Source organism: Pandoraea sputorum, from assembly GCF_000814845.2.
Lineage (GTDB): Bacteria > Pseudomonadota > Gammaproteobacteria > Burkholderiales > Burkholderiaceae > Pandoraea > Pandoraea sputorum.
In genome coordinates this window covers 5,328,146-5,349,151 of the sequence record NZ_CP010431.2, presented here as the reverse complement: position 1 = coordinate 5,349,151, position 21,006 = coordinate 5,328,146, and the positions used below count along the sequence as shown (strand labels likewise).

Here is a 21,006-nt window from a genome sequence, read left to right as displayed (position 1 = left end):
CTTTCGATCATTGCAACCCGAAGGGCTGCGGCGATCGAAAGTCCCGTTTTCCCTTAGTTCGTCAGGGCTTGCTGTTGAACATGTCCAGGATGCGCTGACGCTCCTGGCGGTCCACAGGGGCCGGTGCGGGTGCTGGCATTGCACCCGGCTGCGCCGGCATCTGACCGGGCAGGGCACCCGTGGACGGCCCCGGGGCTGCCGAGCCGTCCGGTGCCGTCTCGGCACTCAGGCCGAGGGTGCTGACGGCACGTCCCGGCGGATAATCGTCGTAGTAGTAATCGCCATTCGCCTGAATGACGCCAGGCGGCATCGCGCGCGGGGCCTCAGGCACCCCACGCAGCGCTTTCGACATGTAGTCGATCCAGATCGGCAGAGCCAGACCGCCACCGGTTTCACGATCACCCAGATTGCGCGGTTGATCGAAACCGATCCAGGCAACACCCACCAACTGAGACTGATACCCGGCGAACCATGCATCGTGCGAATCGTTGGTCGTGCCCGTCTTGCCCGCGAGATCGCTGCGCTTGAGCACATTGGTCTTTGCGGCGGTGCCGCGCGTCGCCACGTCGTGCAGCATCGAATTCATGATGAAGGCATTACGCGCAGGAATGGCACGAATCGATTCGTCGCCTGCCGCGACCGGTTTCTCTTCCATGATCACGTTGCCCTTCGAATCGGTGATGCGGGCCACGATGAACGGATTGACGCGGAAGCCGCCGTTGGCGAACACGGCAAAACCGCTCGCCATTTGCAGCGGCGTCACCATGCCCGCGCCCAGCGCCATCGGCAGATATGCCGGATGCTTGTCCGCTTCGAAGCCGAATCGTCCGATGAACTTCTGGGCATAGGCTGGCGTAATGCTTTGCAGAATGCGGATCGACACGAGGTTACGGGACCGCATCAGTGCCACGCGCATCGGCTCCGGTCCGTCGAAGCCGCCGCCGTAGTTCTTGGGTTCCCACGGCTGTCCGCCCGTCTGTGCTGCCGAGAAGTACAGCGGACCGTCGTTGATGATGGTCGCCGGCGCAAAGCCTTTTTCCAGCGCGGCCGAGTAGATGAACGGCTTGAAGCTCGACCCCGGCTGACGCCATGCCTGCGTCACATGGTTGAACTTGTTGCGGTTGAAGTCGAACCCGCCGACTAACGAGCGGATGGCACCGTTCTGCGGGTCGAGCGACACGAATGCCGCTTCGATGTCCGGCATCTGCACGATGCGCCAATTGTCCTTCGCATCCTTCGTCACGCGAATGACCGAGCCCGGACGAATCCGCTGCTTCGGCTGCGCTTTGGCGCTCAACCCGGCGGCCGCGAATCGGAGCCCGTCGCCCGTCACGGTGACATCGTCGCCATTCAGAAGCACGGCTTTCACCTGCTGGGGCGAGGCGGCCAGTACCACGGCCGCGACCATGTCGCCACTGTCAGGATGCTCGACCAGCGTGTCGTCGATCAGTTGTTCGCGCTCGTCCTTGCCGTCCGGCAAGTCGATATTCGCTTCGGGGCCGCGATAGCCGTGGCGCAGCTCGTACGCCATGACGCCCGCGCGCAGCGCTTCGTACGCCGCTTCCTGATCCGCCGAATTGATGGTCGTGTAGACGTTAAAGCCGCGCGTGTAGATCTCGTCCTTGAACTGCGCGTAGAGCAGTTGACGCACCATTTCCGCCACATACCCGGCGTGCACGCTGAATTCGCTGCCCAGTCCGCGTACCACGAGCTCCTGCGCCATTGCCTGATCGTATTCGGCCTTGGATGCATAGCCGAGATCGTACATGCGCTTCAGGATGTATTCCTGACGCACACGCGCACGCTTGTAATTGACGATCGGGTTATAGGCGGACGGCGCTTTCGGCAGCCCGGCAAGCATGGCAGCCTCGGCGAGCGTGATGTCCTTCAGATCCTTGCCGAAATAGACGCGTGCTGCGCTGGCGAAGCCGTAAGCACGCTCCCCCAGGTAGATCTGATTCATGTACAGCTCAAGAATCTGATCCTTGGTCAGGCGCGATTCGATCTTGTAGGCGAGCAGCGCTTCGTAAATCTTGCGTGTGTACGTCTTCTCGCTGGAAAGGAAGAAGTTACGCGCCACCTGCATGGTGATCGTACTCGCGCCCTGTGACGAGCCGCCGCGCGTGAAGTTTGCGACGCCCGCGCGGAAAATGCCGATGAAGTCGACGCCGCCGTGCTGATAGAAGCGGTCATCCTCAATGGCGAGGACGGCTTTCTTCATGACGTCGGGAATATCGGCGAAACGCACGAGATTGCGACGCTCTTCGCCGAATTCGCCGATCTGGATTTCGTCGGCGGTATAGATGCGCAGCGGGATCTTCGGCCGGTAGTCGACGATCGTGTCGAGCGACGGCAACTGTGGCGTCATCACCACCAGGATGTACCCAGCGAGCAACGCGCCGCAGACGGCCATCGCAGCGATCAGGCCTACGAACCATAGTGCGATGCGCAGCCAGATGGAGCGGCGCGGTTTGGGCGGACGCTTGTCGCGGGGTGTCTCGGTTTGGGGTGTGCTTGCCATGGGAGAACCGGAAAAAACGATGGGCCGATTATAACGAACGCCCCGCGACCTCTTTCGACAGCCCCCCGAAATCAGCATTTGAGCCTATGGGGGCTAGGAATCGTCCGAGCCAAAAACGGCATGAATTCCGAAAGCGCCTTTCGCTCGCCTTTCCCTCGCCAGTATTCGGAATCGTCCGATTGGACCGCTGTGTCATGCCCGATAGCATCGATCGCATCGATACGACGAAGGGCAGGAGGAAGTCATGATCGCAGCGGTTTTGCGCGGGGTGCGTCACATGGGGAAGCGCTGGGCGGCGAGGGGCCCGGGCAACGGCGGTGGCGGTTGCGGAATTCACTTCGACGCCAATGGCATGCAATTCGTTCGCATCACGCGAACATCGGGGAGCGGCCGATTGCGTCTGGACGCGTATGGCGCTGCCGCGTTGGAAGACAACATGCTGCGTGGCGCACTGATCGTCAAGCCGGAGGCCGTGGCGCGTCGTCTGGAGGAGTTGCTGGAGCGCCTGGGCACGCGGGCGGAGGCGTTGCAGGACGACGCCATCGTGCTGGCGCTTCCGTCGCACGGACTGAAAACGCAGGTGATCGACTGTCCGGCGGACCTGCCACCGCGCGCGCTGCGGGCGTGGTGTCAGCGTCGCGCGGCGCTTTTGCTGCCCGGCGACGGTGACCCCGATTTGCGCAGCCGTGTCGGCGTGGCGTGGGCTGAACCGGGCAGTCATCGTCTCCGGCTGTATGCCTGCGAAGCGACCCCGGTGGACGACAGGATGGCCGTGCTTGAAATGTCGGGGCTACGCGCACAAGCCATCGATGCCGCGCATCAGGCGGGCCGACGCGCGTTTCTGTGGGCGCAGCGTGCAGCCCAGCGAACGTCGGCATCCAATGACCACGCTGCATTCGCGCTTACGGCCTCCGTTGACGTAGATCGAACGGGCGGGCCGGGCGCGCTATTGCAGATCGATGCCCAGACACTCGATCTGGCGGTGTTCGATGGTGGGGTTTGCGTCGGGGATGTTCGTGAGCGCTTTGACGGCGTTCGCGGACACCCGGAGGCGTTGGCAAGCGCGGTTCGCGATCTGACGCAAGCATTGCCGATCTCGCCACGGGTTATCGATGTCGCGACGCAAGGGGCTAGTCCGGCGGAACTGGTGGCGATCTGTGACGCTGTCGCAAGCGCATGCGGCATTGCTGTGCGTCCCTTCGACCCGCTCGCGACATTCGAGGGGGGCGATTCTGCAGGGCGGCGTCAGGATACGTACGTGTCGCGTGCGGCCCTCACTGTCGCCTGTGGGCTGGCGCTGCGAGCCATGTCGATGCAGGGGGTGGCATGCGAGTGACGAAGGCATTTCCGCCGCTCGACTTCCTTCCCACGCTGGCACAGTGGCGACGCCGCGATACGCGTCGGCAATGGCGAGTTTGGGCCTGCCTGGCGGCGTGCGGCGCCACTGCTTCGCTGGTGCCCATTGCGTGGGACCTTCACCAGCGCCGCGAAATGCTGGCGCAGCAAACGGCATTACGCGCGACGAACGAGAGGCTGGCCGGTGAGGTGGCGGCGTTCGACATGACGCGGCGACAGCTCGCGGAACTGCGGGCTCACCGCAGAACCGTCGTTGCGCTGGTTGAGCGTCGGTCTGCTACAGCCGATCGTCTGCTCGACATCATGCGGGCCTGCGCCGATGGCGTGCGGTTGTCGATGGTGAAGGCGGCTGACGCGCATCTGCGAATCGAGGGCTATGCGACGACGCAATCGCGGGTGCGCGAAACGCAGAAGCGACTGCGTGCGTTGTCCTGGGTGCGCAAGGTCACCGAGGTCGAATCGAGTGTGGTGCCGGAAAGCGTCCGTCGCCAATGGACGGACGCGCAGACGCAGGCCGGAGCACCTAACGTTCGTCGCTTCACGCTGCGCATTGCGCTAAAACCCATGCCAACATCAGCCGTCTTGGCCGGTGTTTCGGATCTCGAGGGCCAAACGACGGAGGAGGTGCCTGATGTACGGTGAAAATCACCCTCCAGACGATGTGCGTGACATGTTTCATGAAGTGAAGGCGCGTTGGCGGGCGCGCTGGGCGACATGGTTTCCCATTTCACCGACCGAATGGTCGCCGGGTGTACGGTGGGGTCTCGCGATCGCTGCGGCGCTGACGGGTTTCTGTCTTGCATGGTCGATTGGGTGGTTGATGAGTCTCCCGGCGCGTGCGGCCCTGAAACAGGGGCTCGATGCCGAGCGACAGATGTTGGCGCGTGCCAACGATGCTGCCGACCGTTTACCTACGCTTATGCGCCGACTTCAGAACGAAGGGGCGGAAACCAGAACATGGCAACGCATGCTGCCCGTCGTCGAGCCGGGGGCTGAGGCATTTGCGGGGGCGTCCGAAGGCGAGTCGTCGGCTTCGTCGACCCTGTCAAAGCATGCAAGTGACGCCCCCGAGGCTGACGACGAGGCCCTTACAGCATGGCGCGCCGATCTTGAGCGGCTCGTTTCCCGGAGCGGGCTGACGTTGGAGTTTTCGCGTCCGGGACCGGCGGCAGCATCCAGCGAACTGGAAACCGAGCGCGCCGAGTTGCGTCTTCGAGGCACGGTCGCGAATTTGCTCGGTTGGCTTGCTGAGGTGGACCGGCTGCCACGACATCTGGTGATCGAGCAGTTCTCGCTGGACGGCCCTAGCGTGCAAACTGGCACAACTGGCGGTGCAACGCATCCCGACAGCGCAGAAGCATCGTTGAGCGTCACCGTGTCTGCCTATCGTTGGCGCCGTTCGGTCGAGCCCGCCGAGTCGCTCGACATGACGACAACACATGCGCTCCCTGCGCTGCCTGAACCGCTACCGCGATGGGAGATGCCGGTGGATATCGTCGACGTGTTTCTCACGCCCATGACACGGCGGTCTGCCCAGGATGCCGTGACCATGGCCCAATCGATGCCTCAGGTGCCCGTCGAAAATGTTGAGCCTGTGGGGGCAATGCGTGCAGGTGCTCGTCGCGTCGTGTTGCGCCGGACCGCAACCGCCGGGCTGTCGGCCACCTGGAGCGATGACGGGGCATTGCCGGGTAAGGCGCTGTCGAATCCCGACCCTTCGACGGTGGACGTGGCCTTGCACGGTGCTGAAGCTGCAGATGCGCTGCGGGTGTTTGCGCAGTTGACCGGCCGGAGCGTGGCGATCGGAGAGCGGGTCACGGGGCGACTCGATATGGAGGTGACGGGAGTGTCTGCTGCGACGGCGTTCGACGTCATGATCCGAAGTGCGGGCCTGGGTGTGCAATCCGTGAACGGCGTCGACTGGATTGCGCCGCGAGCCGATCTGCTGGCCGACGAGCGAACGCAACTGGAAGCTGCGGCGAAACGTGAGGCGTTGCAGCCACTGGCTGCACGCCGGTTCCGGCTGAACTATCCGCGGGCCGAGGCGTTGAGGGAGATCATTCTCGGACAGAAGGACAGCAAAGGGCAGCGACTCTTGTCCGCGCGCGGCGGTCTCATTGCGGATCCACGGACAAATCAGCTGTTTGTCACCGACCTGCCCGAGAAGCTCGATGCGCTGGCGTCGTTCATCGAGCGCATCGATGTGCCCGTTCGACAGGTGCTGATCGAAGCCCGCATCGTCGAAGCCGATGACCGGTTCAGCGAGTCGCTCGGCGTCCGGCTGGCGGGACAACACGGTGGTGCGAATGCGGAACGTGGCGGCGACAAGCGTCCGACGTCGGATACGGGACCGTTGGGATCATTAGATGCGCCGGACGGCGGGCGCGTCGCAAACGGTGGCACCCGCGGAACGGGCGGCGACACGAGCGCTCCCGGCAGTGCGGTGGATGTCGGACTTTCGGCGGCGGCGCTGGCGGGCGTGGCGCCACCGAGTCTTGCGATCACGTTGTTCGGCCGGTCCGCAAGCCGTTTCCTGCAATTGGAACTCTCAGCACTGGAGACCAGCGGGCGAGGGCGAGTGGTCTCCCGCCCGCGCGTGGTCACGGCAGACAAGGTGCAGGCGCTCATCGAGCAAGGCACAGAGTTGCCTTATCAAACGCGCAATGGGCGACGCAATGTGGCATCCGTGCAGTTCCGAAAGGCGACCCTAAGACTTGAGGTCACGCCCTTGATTACGCCGGACGGGCAAGTGATATTGGATGTGGATGTGCGCAAGGACAGCGTGGGGCAGGCCGTGGCAGAAGGGTTCGCCGTCGATACCCGGCATGTCCGGACCCAGGTGCAAGTCGAAAGCGGCGGAACGGTCGCGATCGGCGGGATTTACCAGGAGGTCAAGCGGAACAGCCGCGCAAGCGTTCCCTGGCTGGGAGACGTGCCGGTACTGGGCGCCCTTTTTCGTAACCGCGCCAATGAGGACCGGCGTACGGAGTTGCTGGTATTTCTGACACCCAGCGTGGTGCCGGACGGCGTGGCGGACGGTGCTCCCGGCGCCTTGGGGCACGGCGCGCCGGAGCGGAAAGCCTCGGCGCAAGTCGTGACAGACGCGGACGAGATGCCTCATGTGTCTGGGGAGCCCGCTGTGCCCGGGGCGAGCGCCGATGCGGCGTCGCTGCCCTTCTCAGACGACCCGCGTGATGACCTTCCACCCGGCCATCCCCGGCTTCTCGGGGTGTTCACCGAGGCCACGCGTTCCGCACGCCCGACGCAGATACCGGTATCATCAGGGATTGGAACCCAAATATCAGCGATTTATGCTGGAAAACGTAATACTTGTCGGACTGATGGGGGCGGGCAAGACCACGGTTGGACGCGCAGTGGCACGACGTCTTGGACGGCAGTTCTATGACTCCGACCATGAGATCGAGGCGCGAACGGGCGTGCGCATTCCGGTCATCTTCGAGCACGAAGGCGAGGACGGCTTTCGTCAGCGCGAAACCCAGACCATCGACGAACTCACCCAACGCAGCGGAATCGTGCTCGCCACCGGCGGGGGCGCGGTGTTGCGCGCGGAAAACCGCGAGTACATCAAGTCGCGCGGCACGGTGGTGTACCTGCGCGCCAATCCGCACGACCTCTGGCTGCGCACGCGTCGCGACAAGAATCGGCCGTTGCTACAGACGGCAGATCCGCGTGCGCGACTCGAACAGTTGTATCAGGAGCGTGACGGACTCTACCGGGAATGCGCGACGTTCATCATCGAAACCGGACGGCCAAGCGTCAATGCGCTCGTCAACATGGTGCTGATGCAACTGGAAATGGCGGGCATCGTGCCGAGCAACGCAGCGCTATCGCCTGATGCGACGGATGCGCTGGACGCAGCAGATGCAGCGGGTGCGACAGACACCTCGGAGAGCGCTCATGGCGATGCCGAAGCGCAACAGTTACCTCCGGATGACGCTGGCGCGACGCATGCCGTGGACTCCGGTGACGCGATAACGACCGCGCCCGTGACGCCTGGCCGTGATACCTTTGCTCGCTGATAGTGGCCCGCACGGACCGATATCGCAGAACATGACAACAAGCCAACAAGCGGCATGATTACCCTGAAACTCGACCTTGGCGAGCGCGCCTACCCCATTCACATCGGCACCGACCTGCTGACGCAGGACGCGCTGTTTGCGCCGCACGTGCGCGGCACGCATGCCGTGATCGTGACCAATACGACCGTCGATCCGCTTTATGCGGATCGGGTGGCGGCGACGTTGCAACGTCTCGGTAAGCGCGTGGTGAAGGCGGTGCTGCCCGATGGCGAGGCCTACAAGAACTGGCAGACGCTCAACCTGATCTTCGATGAACTGCTCGGCGCGCAAGCGGACCGCAAAGCCACGCTGATCGCATTGGGTGGCGGTGTGGTTGGTGACATGACCGGGTTCGCTGCCGCGTGTTACATGCGCGGCGTGCCCTTCATTCAGGTGCCGACGACACTGCTTTCGCAGGTCGACTCCTCGGTTGGCGGCAAGACGGGCATCAATCACCCGCTCGGTAAGAACATGATCGGCGCCTTCTGGCAACCGAGCGCCGTGCTGGCCGATATCGGCACGCTGTCGACGTTGCCGGATCGTGAGCTGGCGGCCGGTATGGCCGAAGTAATCAAGCACGGTGCGATTGCGGACGAGAAGTACTTCGACTGGATCGAAGCCAATATCGATGCCCTGAACGGTCGCGACACGGCGGCGCTGGCGTATGCCGTGCAACGCTCGTGTGAAATCAAGGCGCAGGTCGTGGCTAGCGACGAACGCGAGCAGGGATTGCGCGCCACGCTCAACTTCGGTCACACGTTCGGTCACGCGATCGAATCAGGCCTGGGCTATGGCGAATGGTTGCACGGCGAGGCCGTGGGCTGCGGCATGGTGATGGGGGCGGACTTGTCGGCGCGTCTGGGCTTTATCGACGAGACGCTGGTGCAGCGAATCAAGGCGCTTGTCGCGGCGGCCAAGCTGCCTGTGACGGGGCCGGACCTGGGCGAGGACCGGTATATCGATCTGATGCGTGTCGACAAAAAGGCGGAAGGCGGCGATATCCGCTTTGTGCTGCTCAACCGGTTGGGGCAGGCATTCATGACGAGTGTGCCCGACGCCGAACTTCGCGCCACGCTGCGCGCTAACGTCTGAGTCAGGAGGGCTGGCGATGATCGATTACGAAGCGTCGCTTGCCCCCTACGCGGCGCGCTCCACCGCGTCACGTGGCCGACGCTTCGCGGAAAGCGCGCCCACGACACGCTCTGAGTTCCAGCGCGACCGCGATCGCATCATCCACTCGACGGCATTTCGGCGTCTCGAATACAAGACACAGGTCTTCGTGAATCACGAAGGCGATCTGTTCCGCACGCGGCTCACGCACAGTCTCGAAGTGGCGCAGATCGGTCGGTCGATCGCGCGAAATCTGCGCGTCAACGAAGATCTGGTCGAAGCGGTCGCGTTGGCGCACGATCTCGGCCATACACCGTTTGGCCACGCGGGGCAGGACGCGTTGAACGTCTGCATGCAGGACTACGGCGGGTTCGAGCACAACTTGCAGAGCCTCATCGTTGTCGATGAGCTCGAAGAGCACTACGGTGGCTTTAACGGGCTGAACCTTTGCTTCGAGACGCGCGAAGGCATTCTTAAGCACTGCTCGCGAGCGAACGCGCGAGGGCTTGGCGAATTGGGCGAGCGCTTTCTCAAGGGGCTTCAGCCTGGCATCGAAGCGCAGATCGCGAATCTGGCCGACGAGATCGCCTATAACAACCATGACATCGACGACGGTGTGCGATCCGGTCTGCTGACCCTTGAACAGCTCGATGAGGTACCGCTCTGGCACCGGTACTGCACGGAAGCCAGGCTCGCATGGCCGGACATCTCCGGTCGCCGTCTGGTGCATGAGACCACGCGGCGCATCATCAATGCGCTGATCGTCGACCTGATTGCGACGACACGTCAGCGCGTAGCCGACGCCTCGCCGTTCTCAATGGATGACGTGCGCGCTTCGGGACCGCTCGTCGCATTCAGTGCCGAGATGCGCGAACAGGCGGGAAGTCTCAAGCGGTTCCTGTTCGATAACCTCTACCGGCACTATCTCGTGATGCGAATGGCCGCCAAGGCACAGCGCATCGTGCAGGAGTTGTTCGAAGCCTTCATTTCCGAACCGCGCCTGTTGCCGCCGAACTACCGCCCGGAGAATCCGGAAGATCAGCCGCGCTGGATTGCTCACTATGTGGCCGGTATGACCGACCGTTACGCGATTAAGGAATACCGCAGACTGTTCAGCGTCGAACCGACGCTTTGAGTCACGGATGTCGGACGCTCGCACGTTTTCGGTTCTGAGATTGGCGATAAGGGTTGGGCGCAAAGCACAAAAAAACAGCCGGCATTTGCCGGCTGTTTTCATTTCAAAGCTGATTACGTCGAGTCGGACACCACCGGAAGACGGCGCGCTTTCGCGACCGCGCCGCCACCATGCATCCAACGGAATCAACTGCGACCGAGGATAAAGCCGAGTGCCAGTGCTGCTGCGGCCACCGTGCCGACGGTCTGCCACGGGCGCTCATGCACGTAGCCATCGGCCTCTTCCCAGACTTCATTGGCGCGACGGCGCAGATTCGCACGCGCATCGCCGAAGTCGTCGCGCGCCTGACGCAGCTTATCGCCGATCTCCGCACGAAGTGCTTCGACATCCGACGCCGACTTGGCGTTGGACAGTGCGTGGTCCAGATCGTCGAGCAGATCGCGGACTCGCGACGACACATCGCTACTCGCTAACCGCGCCGCACGTGCCGTACGACGACCGGCAAAGCGTGCGTCTTCCATGCTGCTGTTGAGTGCCGTTTCCGCTTTCGAGGCAATTCCCATTTTCAGACTCCCAAGAGGTGGTATTGAAATGCGACGTCCGGTAAGCCCAGGGGGGGGCGAACGTCGGTGGAACCCTGAGGCGAGCGGCCATTATGGCCCGCCCACTTGCGTGCGTACACCTGAAGAGACAGTTTCGAAAAAAGGAAAGTTGCGGCGCTTTGGCTGAAGATGCTGTCGGAATACGCTGACATGCGCTGAGATGGGGGTTATCTCGTCATGAAATGCGAAAACGCCGCACAAGGCGGCGTTTCCAGTACAGCTTGATGCGACTTGGTGTAACTTGCGTCGTGCTGCGACTTAGAAGCGGTAGCCGAGCGACAGGAACGTCACGACCGGATTCAGCTTGACCTTGGCTTCGCTGGTCGTCGTGATCGGGCCGCGCGTCGTCGTCAGCTTGGCCGTCGTGCTCACCGGGATATACGACACGGAGAAAGCCAGCGTCCAGTGCTTGTCGACGTTCCAGTTCAAACCTGCGTTGAACACCGGTGCCCACGAGTTGGTGAGCGATGCCGTGGTGTTGCCGCCCGCACCGCCGGTCAGGCTTGCGCTGGCGAGCTGCTGGAAGCCCGGCGTCAGTTCGATGTTCGAGTACCAGAAGTAGCTCGCGCCGATACCGAGGAACGGACGCCACGTGTCGCCCGCCTTACCGAAGTAGTACTTCAGCAAGATGGCCGGGCTCCACTGCTTGGCTGAGGCCAGCGATCCCCCGCCCGGCAGCGCCAGATTGCCCGTGCCATACAGGCGGAACTTCGGCGGCACGCCGAACACGCCTTCCACGGCGATGTTGTCGGTGAAGAAGTGGGTCAGCGTGAGGCCGAGCGTGTCGGCGTCATCGACATTGGCACCCGTGTTGCCCAGACGGCTGTTCACCGCATTCGCCAGTCCCGGGACGTTCGATCCGGTCACGTGCAGCGGATCACTCGAAACCTGGGGCGAGAGATGGAACCAGCCTGCGCTGACCATCGTATCCCCGGCTTGCTGTGCGAAGGCGGCCCCCGATGCCGTCAGCATAGCCGCGGCAGCAATCGTCAAATGCTTCAACTTCATCGATTTCGTCTCCTGCTCAAGATTCTTTATTGTCGAGAATTTCGTTAAATGAAATTCAGGGCCATTATGCCGACCGTGCAAATTCGCGGATAGCGCGACTCTGGAGGTGTCGCTCTAAAGGTGTTGTATCCACGCATCGACCTATGGAATGCCCTTAGAAGAAAGCGCTGGACGAAAGAAAAGCGTGCCCTTATACGTCATGCACGCTTTCGGAAATAACTGCGGAGTCCGATATTCTGGCCGCAACTGGCGGAACGCAATTAGCGTCCCGCCTGCTGGGTTTAGAACTTGTAGCCGACCGATACGAAGGTCACAATCGGGTTGAGCTTGATTTCTGCGTCGGACGACGAGAGCACCGTTCCGTCCTGCGCCTTGATTTTGATGTTCGCAGTGGTTTTGAGCGGCAGGTAGGAGACCGACGCGCTGGCAACCCAGTGCTTGTCGAATGCATAAGAAACACCGGCGTTGAAAACCGGTTGCCACGACGCCGAGGATTTGGCTTCGACCGTCGTCGGCCCGTTATGTCCGGAAGTAAAAGCCAGCACACTGCCGAAATTCTGATTCAGCGCCGCTTCAAAATTCGGATTGAGATTGACGTTCGTGAAGAACGTATAACTCACACCGACACCCAGAAAAGGGCGCCACGTCGAATTGGCTTGTCCAAAGTAGTACTGCAGCACGAGGGCCGGGCTCCATTGGCGCACGCTTTGCACGATCGGGTTGTTTTGTGCGGCGCCGAGGTCGATACTCGTGAGCGCGCCGGCCAGTCCCGGAGGTGCAATCACGCCTTGTCCGGTGAGTTTGAACTTGGCCGGCACGCCGGCCACGGTCTGCAGGGCGATGTTGTCGGTGAAGAAGTGCGTGATGACGAGCCCGAGCGTGTCGGCGTTGCTGACCTTCGCGCCGCTGCCGGGTGAAGTAAAGTTCGATGGCACCAGGGTGGGTGTGAGGCCCTCCTGAGTGACGCTGGTGGTCATCGGTTTGCTGGAGTCCTGCGGGGCGATGTGGAACCAACCGAGGTTGACGACGTTATCGCCTGCTTGTTGTGCACTGGCGCTGGTGGACGCCAGGGAAATGCCGAGTCCGAGCGCGCATAAGCACGCCGCGGACCGATAGGTCCGAGTTGTCATTTGTCTTTCCTCCCAAGATTATTTATTTATTTTTCGATGCATTATGCGCTTGGGATTTCGGTGCGCAATCGTCGGATCTAGAACTTTTGTACGAATCAACGGGGTTTAGCTAGATATCAGTATTTAAAGAGATTTTTGATGGTGAAACTCTCTCGCAAATCGTGATGTCCAGCTTTAAAGCATTACATTTGAATCAGCATGGCCCGATTACCGAGACTCTTCATTCCGCGTCAGCCGCAGCACGTGATTCTGCGGGGCAATAACCGGCAGGCCATCTTCGTCGACGACGAGGACCGGCGCGTGTTCCACGACCGTCTGCGCGACGCCGCACGTGCCAACGGCCTGGCTATTCACGCCTGGTGCATGATGCCGAACCATCTGCATCTGGTCGCGACGCCCTCCGACGAGCGCAGTCTGCCCGCCACTTTGCAGGCGGTCGGTCGCTACTACGTGCTCTATTTCAACCGACGCCATCAGCGCACAGGCACGTTGTGGGAGGGCCGATATCGCGCCACAGTGATCGAGGCAGAGCACTATTTGTTACTCGCCAGCCGCTATGTCGAGCTCAATCCCGTTCGTGCCGGTCTGGTCGACGCTCCGGGTAACTACCTGTGGTCGAGTTACAACCATCACGTCGGTTTGACGGTCGACAGCCTCGTGACGGACCACGCGCTCTATTGGGAATTGGGCAACACGCCGTTCGAGCGGCAGCGCGCTTACGCGGAGGGGTTCTCGATCCCGCTGCCGGCGCATGAAGTGGACGCATTGCGTACAGCCACGCAAAAGGGATGGCTACTCGGCGGTCCCGAATATCAGGCGAGAATGTCGCTTGCCGCGAATCGCCGGGTGAGCCCTCTCACGCGCGGGCGGCCCCGCAAACCGGTACCCAACGCCCTTTGATGCAAGAATCCGACAGGCCGGCTCCGGCTTGTCGCCCTCCCCGGTAAGCTCTCCAAGCGTTTGAAATTACGGATTTTTCTACTAAATCTTCCTCGCGCGAAATTAATCTGACCCCAATAAAATCAAGCCTTCTTTTGGTGCGGTTTTTAATTGGAATCTGACCCCATTAAATTCTTTTGTCATTGTGAATTTCATGGCGTATATTCCAACTTCGGCCGATTGGTGCGATGCGGAAAACCGTGCGCGCTGAGTCGGCGCCCTGTGGCGACGCCCGAGAATGACCTTCGACGCGCGCGAATCCGCAGTTCTGGCCCGCCCGGCCAACCCCACTTAACCCGGTCGACCGCGACGATCATGCGCGCGGCGGCCTCGCCAAGAGACGGTGTAACTCGTGGAAAAGAAACAGCAACCGATTGCGACGGCAGCAGCGCTGCCGGGTGAGGCGTACTTGGCGCCGGACGCACAGGGCATGTACGACCCGGCCAACGAACACGATGCCTGCGGCGTCGGCTTCGTGGCACACATCAAGGGTGTGAAGAGCCACGCCATCGTCGAACAGGGTCTGAAGATTCTCGAAAACCTGGATCACCGGGGCGCTGTGGGCGCTGACCCGCTGATGGGCGACGGCGCAGGCATCCTGCTCCAGATCCCCGACCAGTTCTATCGCGAAGAGATGGCCAAGCAAGGCGTGACGTTGCCGCCGGCTGGCGAATACGGCGTCGGCATGATCTTCCTGCCCAAGGAACACGCGTCGCGTCTGGCCTGCGAACAGGAACTCGAGCGCACCGTGAAGGCGGAAGGTCAGGTCGTGTTGGGCTGGCGCGATGTCGCGATCGATCGCGACATGCCGATGTCGCCCAACGTGAAGGCCACCGAGCCGATCATCCGTCAGATCTTCATCGGTCGCGGTCAGGACATCATGGTGACGGACGCGCTCGAGCGTAAGCTGTACGTCATCCGCAAGACCGCCAGCCACCGTATTCAGGCGCTCAAGCTCAAGCACGGCAAGGAATACTTCGTGCCATCGATGTCGGCGCGCACGATCGTCTACAAGGGCCTGCTGCTGTGCGATCAGGTGGGCCGCTACTACCGCGACCTGGCCGATCCGCGCACTGTCTCGGCACTCGCCCTCGTTCACCAGCGTTTCTCGACGAACACGTTCCCCGCATGGGAACTCGCGCACCCGTACCGCATGGTTGCGCACAACGGTGAAATCAACACGGTGAAGGGCAACGTCAACTGGATCAACGCTCGCACGGGTGCGATCTCGTCGGCCGTGCTCGGCAACGATCTGCAAAAGCTGTGGCCGCTGATCTACCCGGGCCAGTCGGACACCGCATCGTTCGACAACTGCCTTGAAATGCTCACGATGGCCGGCTACCCGCTCGCCCACGCCGTGATGATGATGATCCCGGAAGCCTGGGAACAGCACACGCTGATGGACGAGAATCGCCGCGCCTTCTACGAGTACCACGCCGCGATGATGGAGCCGTGGGACGGCCCCGCCGCCATCGCGTTCACCGATGGCCGTCAGATCGGCGCGACGCTCGACCGTAATGGTCTGCGTCCGGCGCGTTTCGTGATCACGGACGACGACGTCGTCATCCTGGCCTCGGAATCGGGCGTGCTGCCGATCCCCGAGTCGAAGATCGTCAAGAAGTGGCGTCTGCAGCCGGGCAAGATGTTCCTGATCGACATGGATCAGGGGCGCATCATCGACGACAAGGAACTCAAGGACAACCTCGCCAACGCGAAGCCCTATAAGAGCTGGATCGACGCCGTGCGTATCAAGCTCGACGAGATCGACTCCAAGGTCGAGGAAGCGGGTGTGCATCACGACACGGCCACGCCGTTGCTCGATCTGCAGCAGGCGTTCGGCTACACGCAGGAAGACGTGAAGTTGCTGATGACGCCGATGGCGATCAACGGCGAAGAAGCCACGGGCTCGATGGGCAACGACAGCCCGCTCGCGGTCATGAGCAACAAGAACAAGACGCTCTATCACTACTTCCGTCAGCTGTTCGCGCAGGTGACGAACCCGCCGATCGACCCGATCCGCGAAAACATGGTGATGTCGCTGGTGTCGTTCATCGGTCCGAAGCCGAACCTGCTCGACACGAACAACATCAACCCGCCGATGCGTCTCGAAGTGTCGCAGCCGGTGCTGGACTTCAAGGAAATCTCGAAGATCCGTCACATCGACAAGTACACCGGCGGCAAATTCCGCTCGTACGAGTTGAACATCTGCTACCCGGTTGCATGGGGCAAGGAAGGTATCGAAGCGCGTCTCGCCTCGCTGTGCGCGGAAGCCGTCGACGCCGTGAAGTCGGGCTACAACATCCTCATCGTCTCGGACCGTCTGACCAACCGCGAACAAGTTGCCATTCCGGCGCTGCTCGCCACGTCGGCCGTGCATCAGCATCTGGTCGCACAGGGTCTGCGTACGAGCACGGGTCTCGTGGTCGAAACGGGTTCGGCGCGTGAAGTGCACCACTTCGCATTGCTCGCGGGCTACGGCGCGGAAGCCGTTCACCCGTACCTCGCGATGGAGACGCTCGCACAAATCGCTCGCAAGCAAGGCGGCGACCTGACGCCCGAGAAGGCGATCAAGCACTTCGTGAAGGCCATCGGCAAGGGCCTGCACAAGGTCATGTCGAAGATGGGCATCTCGACGTACATGTCGTACACGGGTGCACAGATTTTCGAAGCGATCGGTCTGTCGCAGGAACTGATTCAGAAGTACTTCCAGGGCACGGCGTCGAACGTCGGCGGTATCGGTATCTTCGAAGTGGCCGAAGAAGCGGTGCGTCTGCATCGCGACGCGTTCGGTGACAACCCGGTGCTTGCGAACATGCTCGACGCTGGCGGCGAATACGCGTTCCGCATCCGTGGTGAAGACCACATGTGGTCGCCGGACGCCATCGCGAAGCTCCAGCATTCGACCCGCTCGAACTCGTACCAGACGTACAAGGAATACGCGAACCTGATCAACGACCAGAGCAAGCGCCACATGACGCTGCGCGGTCTGTTCGAATTCCGCGTCGATCCGCAGCGTGCGATCCCGCTCGATCAGGTGGAACCGGCGAAGGACATCGTCACGCGTTTCGCCACGGGCGCCATGTCGCTCGGTTCGATCTCGACCGAAGCGCACGCTACGCTGGCCGTTGCCATGAACCGTATCGGCGGTAAGTCGAACACGGGTGAAGGCGGCGAAGATCCGCGTCGTTATCGCAACGAACTCAAGGGCATTCCGATCAAGAAGGGCGAGTCGCTCGCCTCGATCGTGGGCCGCGACGTCATCGAGACCGATATCGAACTGCAAGACGGCGACTCGCTGCGCTCGAAGATCAAGCAGGTCGCGTCGGGCCGCTTCGGTGTGACGGCGGACTATCTGGTCTCCGCCGATCAGATTCAGATCAAGATGGCGCAAGGCGCGAAGCCGGGCGAAGGTGGTCAGTTGCCGGGTCACAAGGTGACCGAGTACATCGGCAAGCTGCGTTACTCGGTGCCGGGCGTGGGTCTGATCTCGCCGCCGCCGCACCACGACATCTACTCGATCGAAGATCTGGCGCAGCTCATTCACGATCTGAAGAACGTGAACGCGTCGTCGTCGATCTCGGTGAAGCTCGTGTCGGAAGTCGGCGTGGGCACGGTGGCTGCCGGTGTCGCGAAGGCCAAGGCCGATCACGTGGTGATCGCCGGTCACGACGGCGGTACGGGTGCATCGCCGCTGTCGTCGGTGAAGTACGCCGGCACGCCGTGGGAGCTGGGCCTGGCCGAGACGCAACAGACGCTGGTGCTCAACCGCCTGCGTGGTCGTATCCGCGTGCAGGCCGACGGTCAGATGAAGACCGGCCGCGACGTGGTGATCGGCGCGCTGCTCGGCGCAGACGAATTCGGCTTCGCGACGGCACCGCTCGTCGTCGAGGGCTGCATCATGATGCGCAAGTGCCATCTGAACACCTGCCCGGTCGGCGTCGCGACGCAAGATCCGGTGCTGCGCAAGAAATTCCAGGGCAAGCCGGAACACGTCGTCAATTACTTCTTCTTCGTGGCCGAGGAAGTGCGCGAAATCATGGCGCAACTGGGCATCGCGAAGTTCGACGACCTGATCGGCCGCGCCGATCTGCTCAACACCAAGTCGGGCGTGGAGCACTGGAAGGCGAAGGGCCTCGATTTCAGCCGCATCTTCCACCTGCCGGAAATGGAAGCCGACGTGCCGCGTCTGCATGTCGAGACGCAGGACCACGGTCTGGCCGGTGCCCTCGATCACGCGCTGATCGAGAAGGCGATGCCGGCGCTGGAGAAGGGCGAGCACGTCTCGTTCATCCAGCCGGTGCGTAACCGTAACCGTACGGTCGGCGCGATGCTCTCGGGCGAAGTGGCCAAGCGCTACGGTCATGAAGGCCTGCCGCAAGACACGATCCACGTGCAGCTCAAGGGCACGGCGGGTCAGAGCTTCGGTGCGTTCCTCGCACGCGGCATCACGCTGGATCTCGTGGGCGACGGTAACGATTACGTCGGTAAGGGCCTGTCGGGTGGCCGCATCATCGTGCGTCCGACCAACGACTTCCGCGGCAATGCCGAAGACAACATCATCGTGGGCAACACCGTGATGATCGGCGCCATCGAAGGCGAAGCGTTCTTCAACGGCGTGGCCGGCGAGCGTTTCTGCGTGCGTAACTCGGGCGCGACGGCGGTCGTGGAAGGCACGGGCGACCACGGTTGCGAATACATGACGGGCGGCACGGTGGTCGTGCTGGGCGAGACCGGCCGTAACTTCTCGGCAGGTATGTCGGGCGGTGTGGCCTACGTGTACGACGCTGACGGCACATTCGCCGCCAAGTGCAACACGGCGATGGTCGCGCTCGATCCGGTGCTGCCGCACGGCGAGCAGGAGCGTACGGTGAGCCAGGGTCTGTGGCATCGCGGCCAGACGGACGAGGCACAACTGCGCGAGCTCATCGAGCGTCACTTCCAGTACACGGGCTCCACGCGTGCAAAGGCGCTGCTCGAAGACTGGGACGGCGCACGCCGCAAGTTCGTGAAGGTGTTCCCGAGCGAATACAAACGCGCGTTGGGCGAAATGGCCAAGGCGGGCGACAAACAAGCACTGGCGGCCTGAATCCGCTGGCGCGGTCACGCTGCGCGGGGTGAGGGCCCCGCAGGCGTGCCGCGCGCGGGTGAGGCACGGTAACCACAAAACTTTCCGACTGAAGAAACATGGGCAAGGTCACAGGTTTTCTCGAATTCGAGCGCCAGAGCGAGTCTTACGAAGCACCGCTGGCACGCGTGAAGCACTACAAGGAGTTCGTGCTCGCGCTCTCTGACGATCAGGCAAAGGTGCAGGGCGCACGCTGCATGGACTGCGGCATTCCGTTCTGCAACAACGGTTGCCCGGTCAACAACATCATTCCCGACTTCAACGATCTGGTGTATCGCCAGGACTGGAAGTCGGCCATCGCGGTCTTGCACTCGACTAACAACTTCCCGGAATTCACGGGACGTATCTGCCCCGCGCCGTGTGAGGCGGCCTGCACGCTGAACATCAACAGCGACGCTGTGGGCATCAAGTCGATCGAGCACGCAATCATCGACAAGGCCTGGAGTGAAGGCTGGGTCGAGCCGCAACCGGCGAAGCACAAGACCGGCAAGACGGTCGCCGTCGTCGGCTCCGGTCCTGCTGGTATGGCGGTCGCGCAGCAACTCGCGCGCGTCGGTCACGACGTCACCGTGTTCGAGAAGAACGATCGCGTGGGCGGCCTGCTGCGTTACGGCATCCCCGACTTCAAGCTGGAGAAGTGGCTGATCGACCGCCGCATGCGCCAGATGGAAGCCGAAGGTGTGACGTTCCGCACCGGCGTCTACGTGGGCAAAGAGGCCCCCGAAGCGCACATCAACAACTTCTCGAAAGAGACGATCACGCCGGACCAGTTGCAGGCGCAGTTCGACGCCGTGGTCATCGCAGGTGGTGCGGAGCAGCCGCGCGATCTGCCGGTGCCGGGCCGCGAGCTCGAAGGCATCCATTTCGCGATGGAATTCCTGCCGCAGCAAAACAAGGTCAACGCGGGCGACAAGCTGGTGAACCAGATGCTGGCGACGGGCAAGAACGTGATCGTGATCGGCGGTGGCGACACCGGCTCGGATTGCGTGGGCACGTCGAACCGTCACGGCGCGAAGACGGTCAAGCAGTTCGAACTGCTGCCGCAACCGCCGGAGCAGGAAAACAAGCCGATGGTGTGGCCGTACTGGCCGACCAAGCTGCGCACGTCGTCGAGCCACGAAGAGGGCTGCGAGCGCGACTGGTCGGTGGCCACGAAGCGCTTCGAAGGCAAGAACGGCAAGGTCGAGAAGCTGATCGCCGTGCGTCTCGAATGGAAGGACGGCAAGATGCAGGAAGTGCCGGGCTCGGAGTTCGAACTGAAGGCCGACCTCGTGCTGCTCGCGATGGGCTTCGTCTCGCCGCTGCAAACGGTGCTCGACGCGTTCGGCGTGGACAAGGACGCGCGCGGCAACGTGCGTGCCTCGACCGAAGGCGAGCGCGCCTACACGACGAACCTGCCGAAGGTGTTCGCGGCCGGCGACGTGCGTCGCGGTCAGTCGCTGGTGGTGTGGGCGATTCGCGAAGGCCGTCAGTGCGCCCGTGCCGTGGACGAGTTCCTGATGGGCCATTCGGAACTGCCGCGCTAAGTCTGCCTAAGTTGGATAGCGCACCTTCGGGTGCGCGCAGGTTTGTGCCTGCCAAAACCACAAATACGGGGTGGTTGTGATTTGAGAGGAGGGGGCGCGGAGGTAGGCATCTGCGTCACTGTGAAGAAGCCGTCCGGATGGAAACGTCCGGGCGGTTTTTTCTTGCCTGTTCCTCCCGCATTACCCGCGGTGCGTCGCGATCCCGCCGGTCGCCGAAATTCTGTAGGTGGCTAAATATAAGACGTCATACAACAAGATGCCATTTGCTCACATGCACATGTGAGATAACCCTCCCAACATGTGCAAACTTCAACCCACATAAGGCTTATGGCGCTGCGATAGCGAATCCGGCGAAAGACTAGGGATTATCCGTAAACCGCGTAATCTTTCATTGTCATCGTACATCGTCTCACGTAGGATGCCTCTCCAAGCAAGCGCGATGCTTGCCATAAAAATATCCACGAAAGAGAGACAA

Annotated in this window: 12 protein-coding genes and 1 pseudogene; 9 read left to right on the top strand and 4 right to left on the bottom strand. The window is 62.1% G+C overall.

Annotated elements, in window-relative coordinates:
• Positions 1-61: 61 nt before the first annotated feature.
• Positions 62-2,521: a penicillin-binding protein 1A gene (locus tag NA29_RS23675; RefSeq protein ID WP_039393671.1), complete on the bottom strand. Its 2,460-nt coding sequence runs from the start codon at positions 2,519-2,521 to the stop codon at positions 62-64.
• Positions 2,522-2,765: 244 nt separating this feature from the next.
• On the opposite strand from NA29_RS23675, the gene pilM reads away from it, so the two are divergent.
• The 6 genes and pseudogenes from pilM (at position 2,766) to NA29_RS23645 (ending at position 10,201) form a co-directional block, all read left to right on the top strand.
• Positions 2,766-3,857, top strand: a complete 1,092-nt coding sequence (gene pilM, locus NA29_RS23670) for a pilus assembly protein PilM (RefSeq protein WP_039393669.1) — start codon at positions 2,766-2,768, stop codon at positions 3,855-3,857.
• Between the two features lie 155 nt (positions 3,858-4,012).
• Positions 4,013-4,519, top strand: a complete 507-nt coding sequence (locus tag NA29_RS23665; RefSeq protein WP_150777538.1) for a PilN domain-containing protein — start codon at positions 4,013-4,015, stop codon at positions 4,517-4,519.
• Complete coding sequence (locus tag NA29_RS23660; protein ID WP_084104090.1) at positions 4,509-7,283, top strand: type IV pilus secretin PilQ; 2,775 nt, start codon at positions 4,509-4,511, stop codon at positions 7,281-7,283. Before NA29_RS23665 ends, NA29_RS23660 begins: the two co-directional genes overlap by 11 nt.
• A pseudogene (locus NA29_RS26135) lies at positions 7,189-7,707 on the top strand (shikimate kinase); the annotation flags it as partial. The gene NA29_RS23660 and the pseudogene NA29_RS26135, both read left to right, overlap by 95 nt.
• A 264-nt stretch (positions 7,708-7,971) precedes the next feature.
• Positions 7,972-9,048, top strand: a complete 1,077-nt coding sequence (aroB, locus tag NA29_RS26130) for a 3-dehydroquinate synthase (protein WP_039393663.1) — start codon at positions 7,972-7,974, stop codon at positions 9,046-9,048.
• A gap of 16 nt (positions 9,049-9,064) precedes the next feature.
• Positions 9,065-10,201 (top strand): deoxyguanosinetriphosphate triphosphohydrolase, encoded by a 1,137-nt coding sequence (locus NA29_RS23645; protein WP_039393661.1) that lies wholly within the window; start codon positions 9,065-9,067, stop codon positions 10,199-10,201.
• Positions 10,202-10,386: 185 nt separating this feature from the next.
• Here NA29_RS23645 and NA29_RS23640 read toward each other — a convergent pair whose 3' ends face one another.
• From NA29_RS23640 to NA29_RS23625, 3 genes are all read right to left on the bottom strand, one after another.
• Positions 10,387-10,764 carry an ElaB/YgaM/YqjD family protein gene (locus NA29_RS23640; protein WP_052252354.1) on the bottom strand — a complete coding sequence of 126 codons (378 nt, stop codon included), beginning with the start codon at positions 10,762-10,764 and terminating at the stop codon, positions 10,387-10,389.
• A 297-nt stretch (positions 10,765-11,061) separates the two neighbouring features.
• Entirely contained in the window at positions 11,062-11,811 is a 750-nt protein-coding gene (locus NA29_RS23630) for an OmpW/AlkL family protein (RefSeq protein ID WP_039393659.1), read from the bottom strand.
• Positions 11,812-12,092: 281 nt separating this feature from the next.
• The gene (locus NA29_RS23625) at positions 12,093-12,941 is read right to left on the bottom strand and encodes an OmpW/AlkL family protein (protein WP_039393657.1); all 849 of its coding nucleotides are present in this window, start codon (positions 12,939-12,941) and stop codon (positions 12,093-12,095) included.
• A 198-nt stretch (positions 12,942-13,139) separates the two neighbouring features.
• Here NA29_RS23625 and NA29_RS23620 point away from each other — a divergent pair, with 198 nt between their 5' ends.
• The 3 genes from NA29_RS23620 to NA29_RS23610 all read left to right on the top strand — a co-directional run bounded on the left by NA29_RS23620 (position 13,140) and on the right by NA29_RS23610 (position 20,531).
• Positions 13,140-13,841, top strand: coding sequence for a transposase (locus tag NA29_RS23620; protein WP_039393655.1), 702 nt, complete (start codon positions 13,140-13,142; stop codon positions 13,839-13,841).
• Positions 13,842-14,232: 391 nt separating this feature from the next.
• Positions 14,233-18,966: a glutamate synthase-related protein gene (locus NA29_RS23615; RefSeq protein WP_371328949.1), complete on the top strand. Its 4,734-nt coding sequence runs from the start codon at positions 14,233-14,235 to the stop codon at positions 18,964-18,966.
• Between the two features lie 98 nt (positions 18,967-19,064).
• A complete protein-coding gene (locus NA29_RS23610) occupies positions 19,065-20,531 on the top strand; it encodes a glutamate synthase subunit beta (protein ID WP_039393652.1) in 1,467 nt (488 codons plus the stop codon).
• Positions 20,532-21,006: the final 475 nt, after the last annotated feature.

What these genes read in the sequence shown, in the direction of transcription:
- NA29_RS23675 (WP_039393671.1), bottom strand. Translation starts at nt 2,521, where the DNA reads ATGGCAAGCACACCCCAAACCGAGACACCCCGCGACAAGCGTCCGCCC.
- NA29_RS23660 (WP_084104090.1), top strand. Translation starts at nt 4,509, where the DNA reads ATGTACGGTGAAAATCACCCTCCAGACGATGTGCGTGACATGTTTCAT.
- NA29_RS23665 (WP_150777538.1), top strand. Translation starts at nt 4,013, where the DNA reads ATGCTGGCGCAGCAAACGGCATTACGCGCGACGAACGAGAGGCTGGCC.
- NA29_RS23645 (WP_039393661.1), top strand. Translation starts at nt 9,065, where the DNA reads ATGATCGATTACGAAGCGTCGCTTGCCCCCTACGCGGCGCGCTCCACC.
- NA29_RS23625 (WP_039393657.1), bottom strand. Translation starts at nt 12,941, where the DNA reads ATGACAACTCGGACCTATCGGTCCGCGGCGTGCTTATGCGCGCTCGGA.
- NA29_RS23620 (WP_039393655.1), top strand. Translation starts at nt 13,140, where the DNA reads ATGGCCCGATTACCGAGACTCTTCATTCCGCGTCAGCCGCAGCACGTG.
- aroB (WP_039393663.1), top strand. Translation starts at nt 7,972, where the DNA reads ATGATTACCCTGAAACTCGACCTTGGCGAGCGCGCCTACCCCATTCAC.
- NA29_RS23610 (WP_039393652.1), top strand. Translation starts at nt 19,065, where the DNA reads ATGGGCAAGGTCACAGGTTTTCTCGAATTCGAGCGCCAGAGCGAGTCT.
- NA29_RS23640 (WP_052252354.1), bottom strand. Translation starts at nt 10,764, where the DNA reads ATGGGAATTGCCTCGAAAGCGGAAACGGCACTCAACAGCAGCATGGAA.
- NA29_RS23630 (WP_039393659.1), bottom strand. Translation starts at nt 11,811, where the DNA reads ATGAAGTTGAAGCATTTGACGATTGCTGCCGCGGCTATGCTGACGGCA.
- pilM (WP_039393669.1), top strand. Translation starts at nt 2,766, where the DNA reads ATGATCGCAGCGGTTTTGCGCGGGGTGCGTCACATGGGGAAGCGCTGG.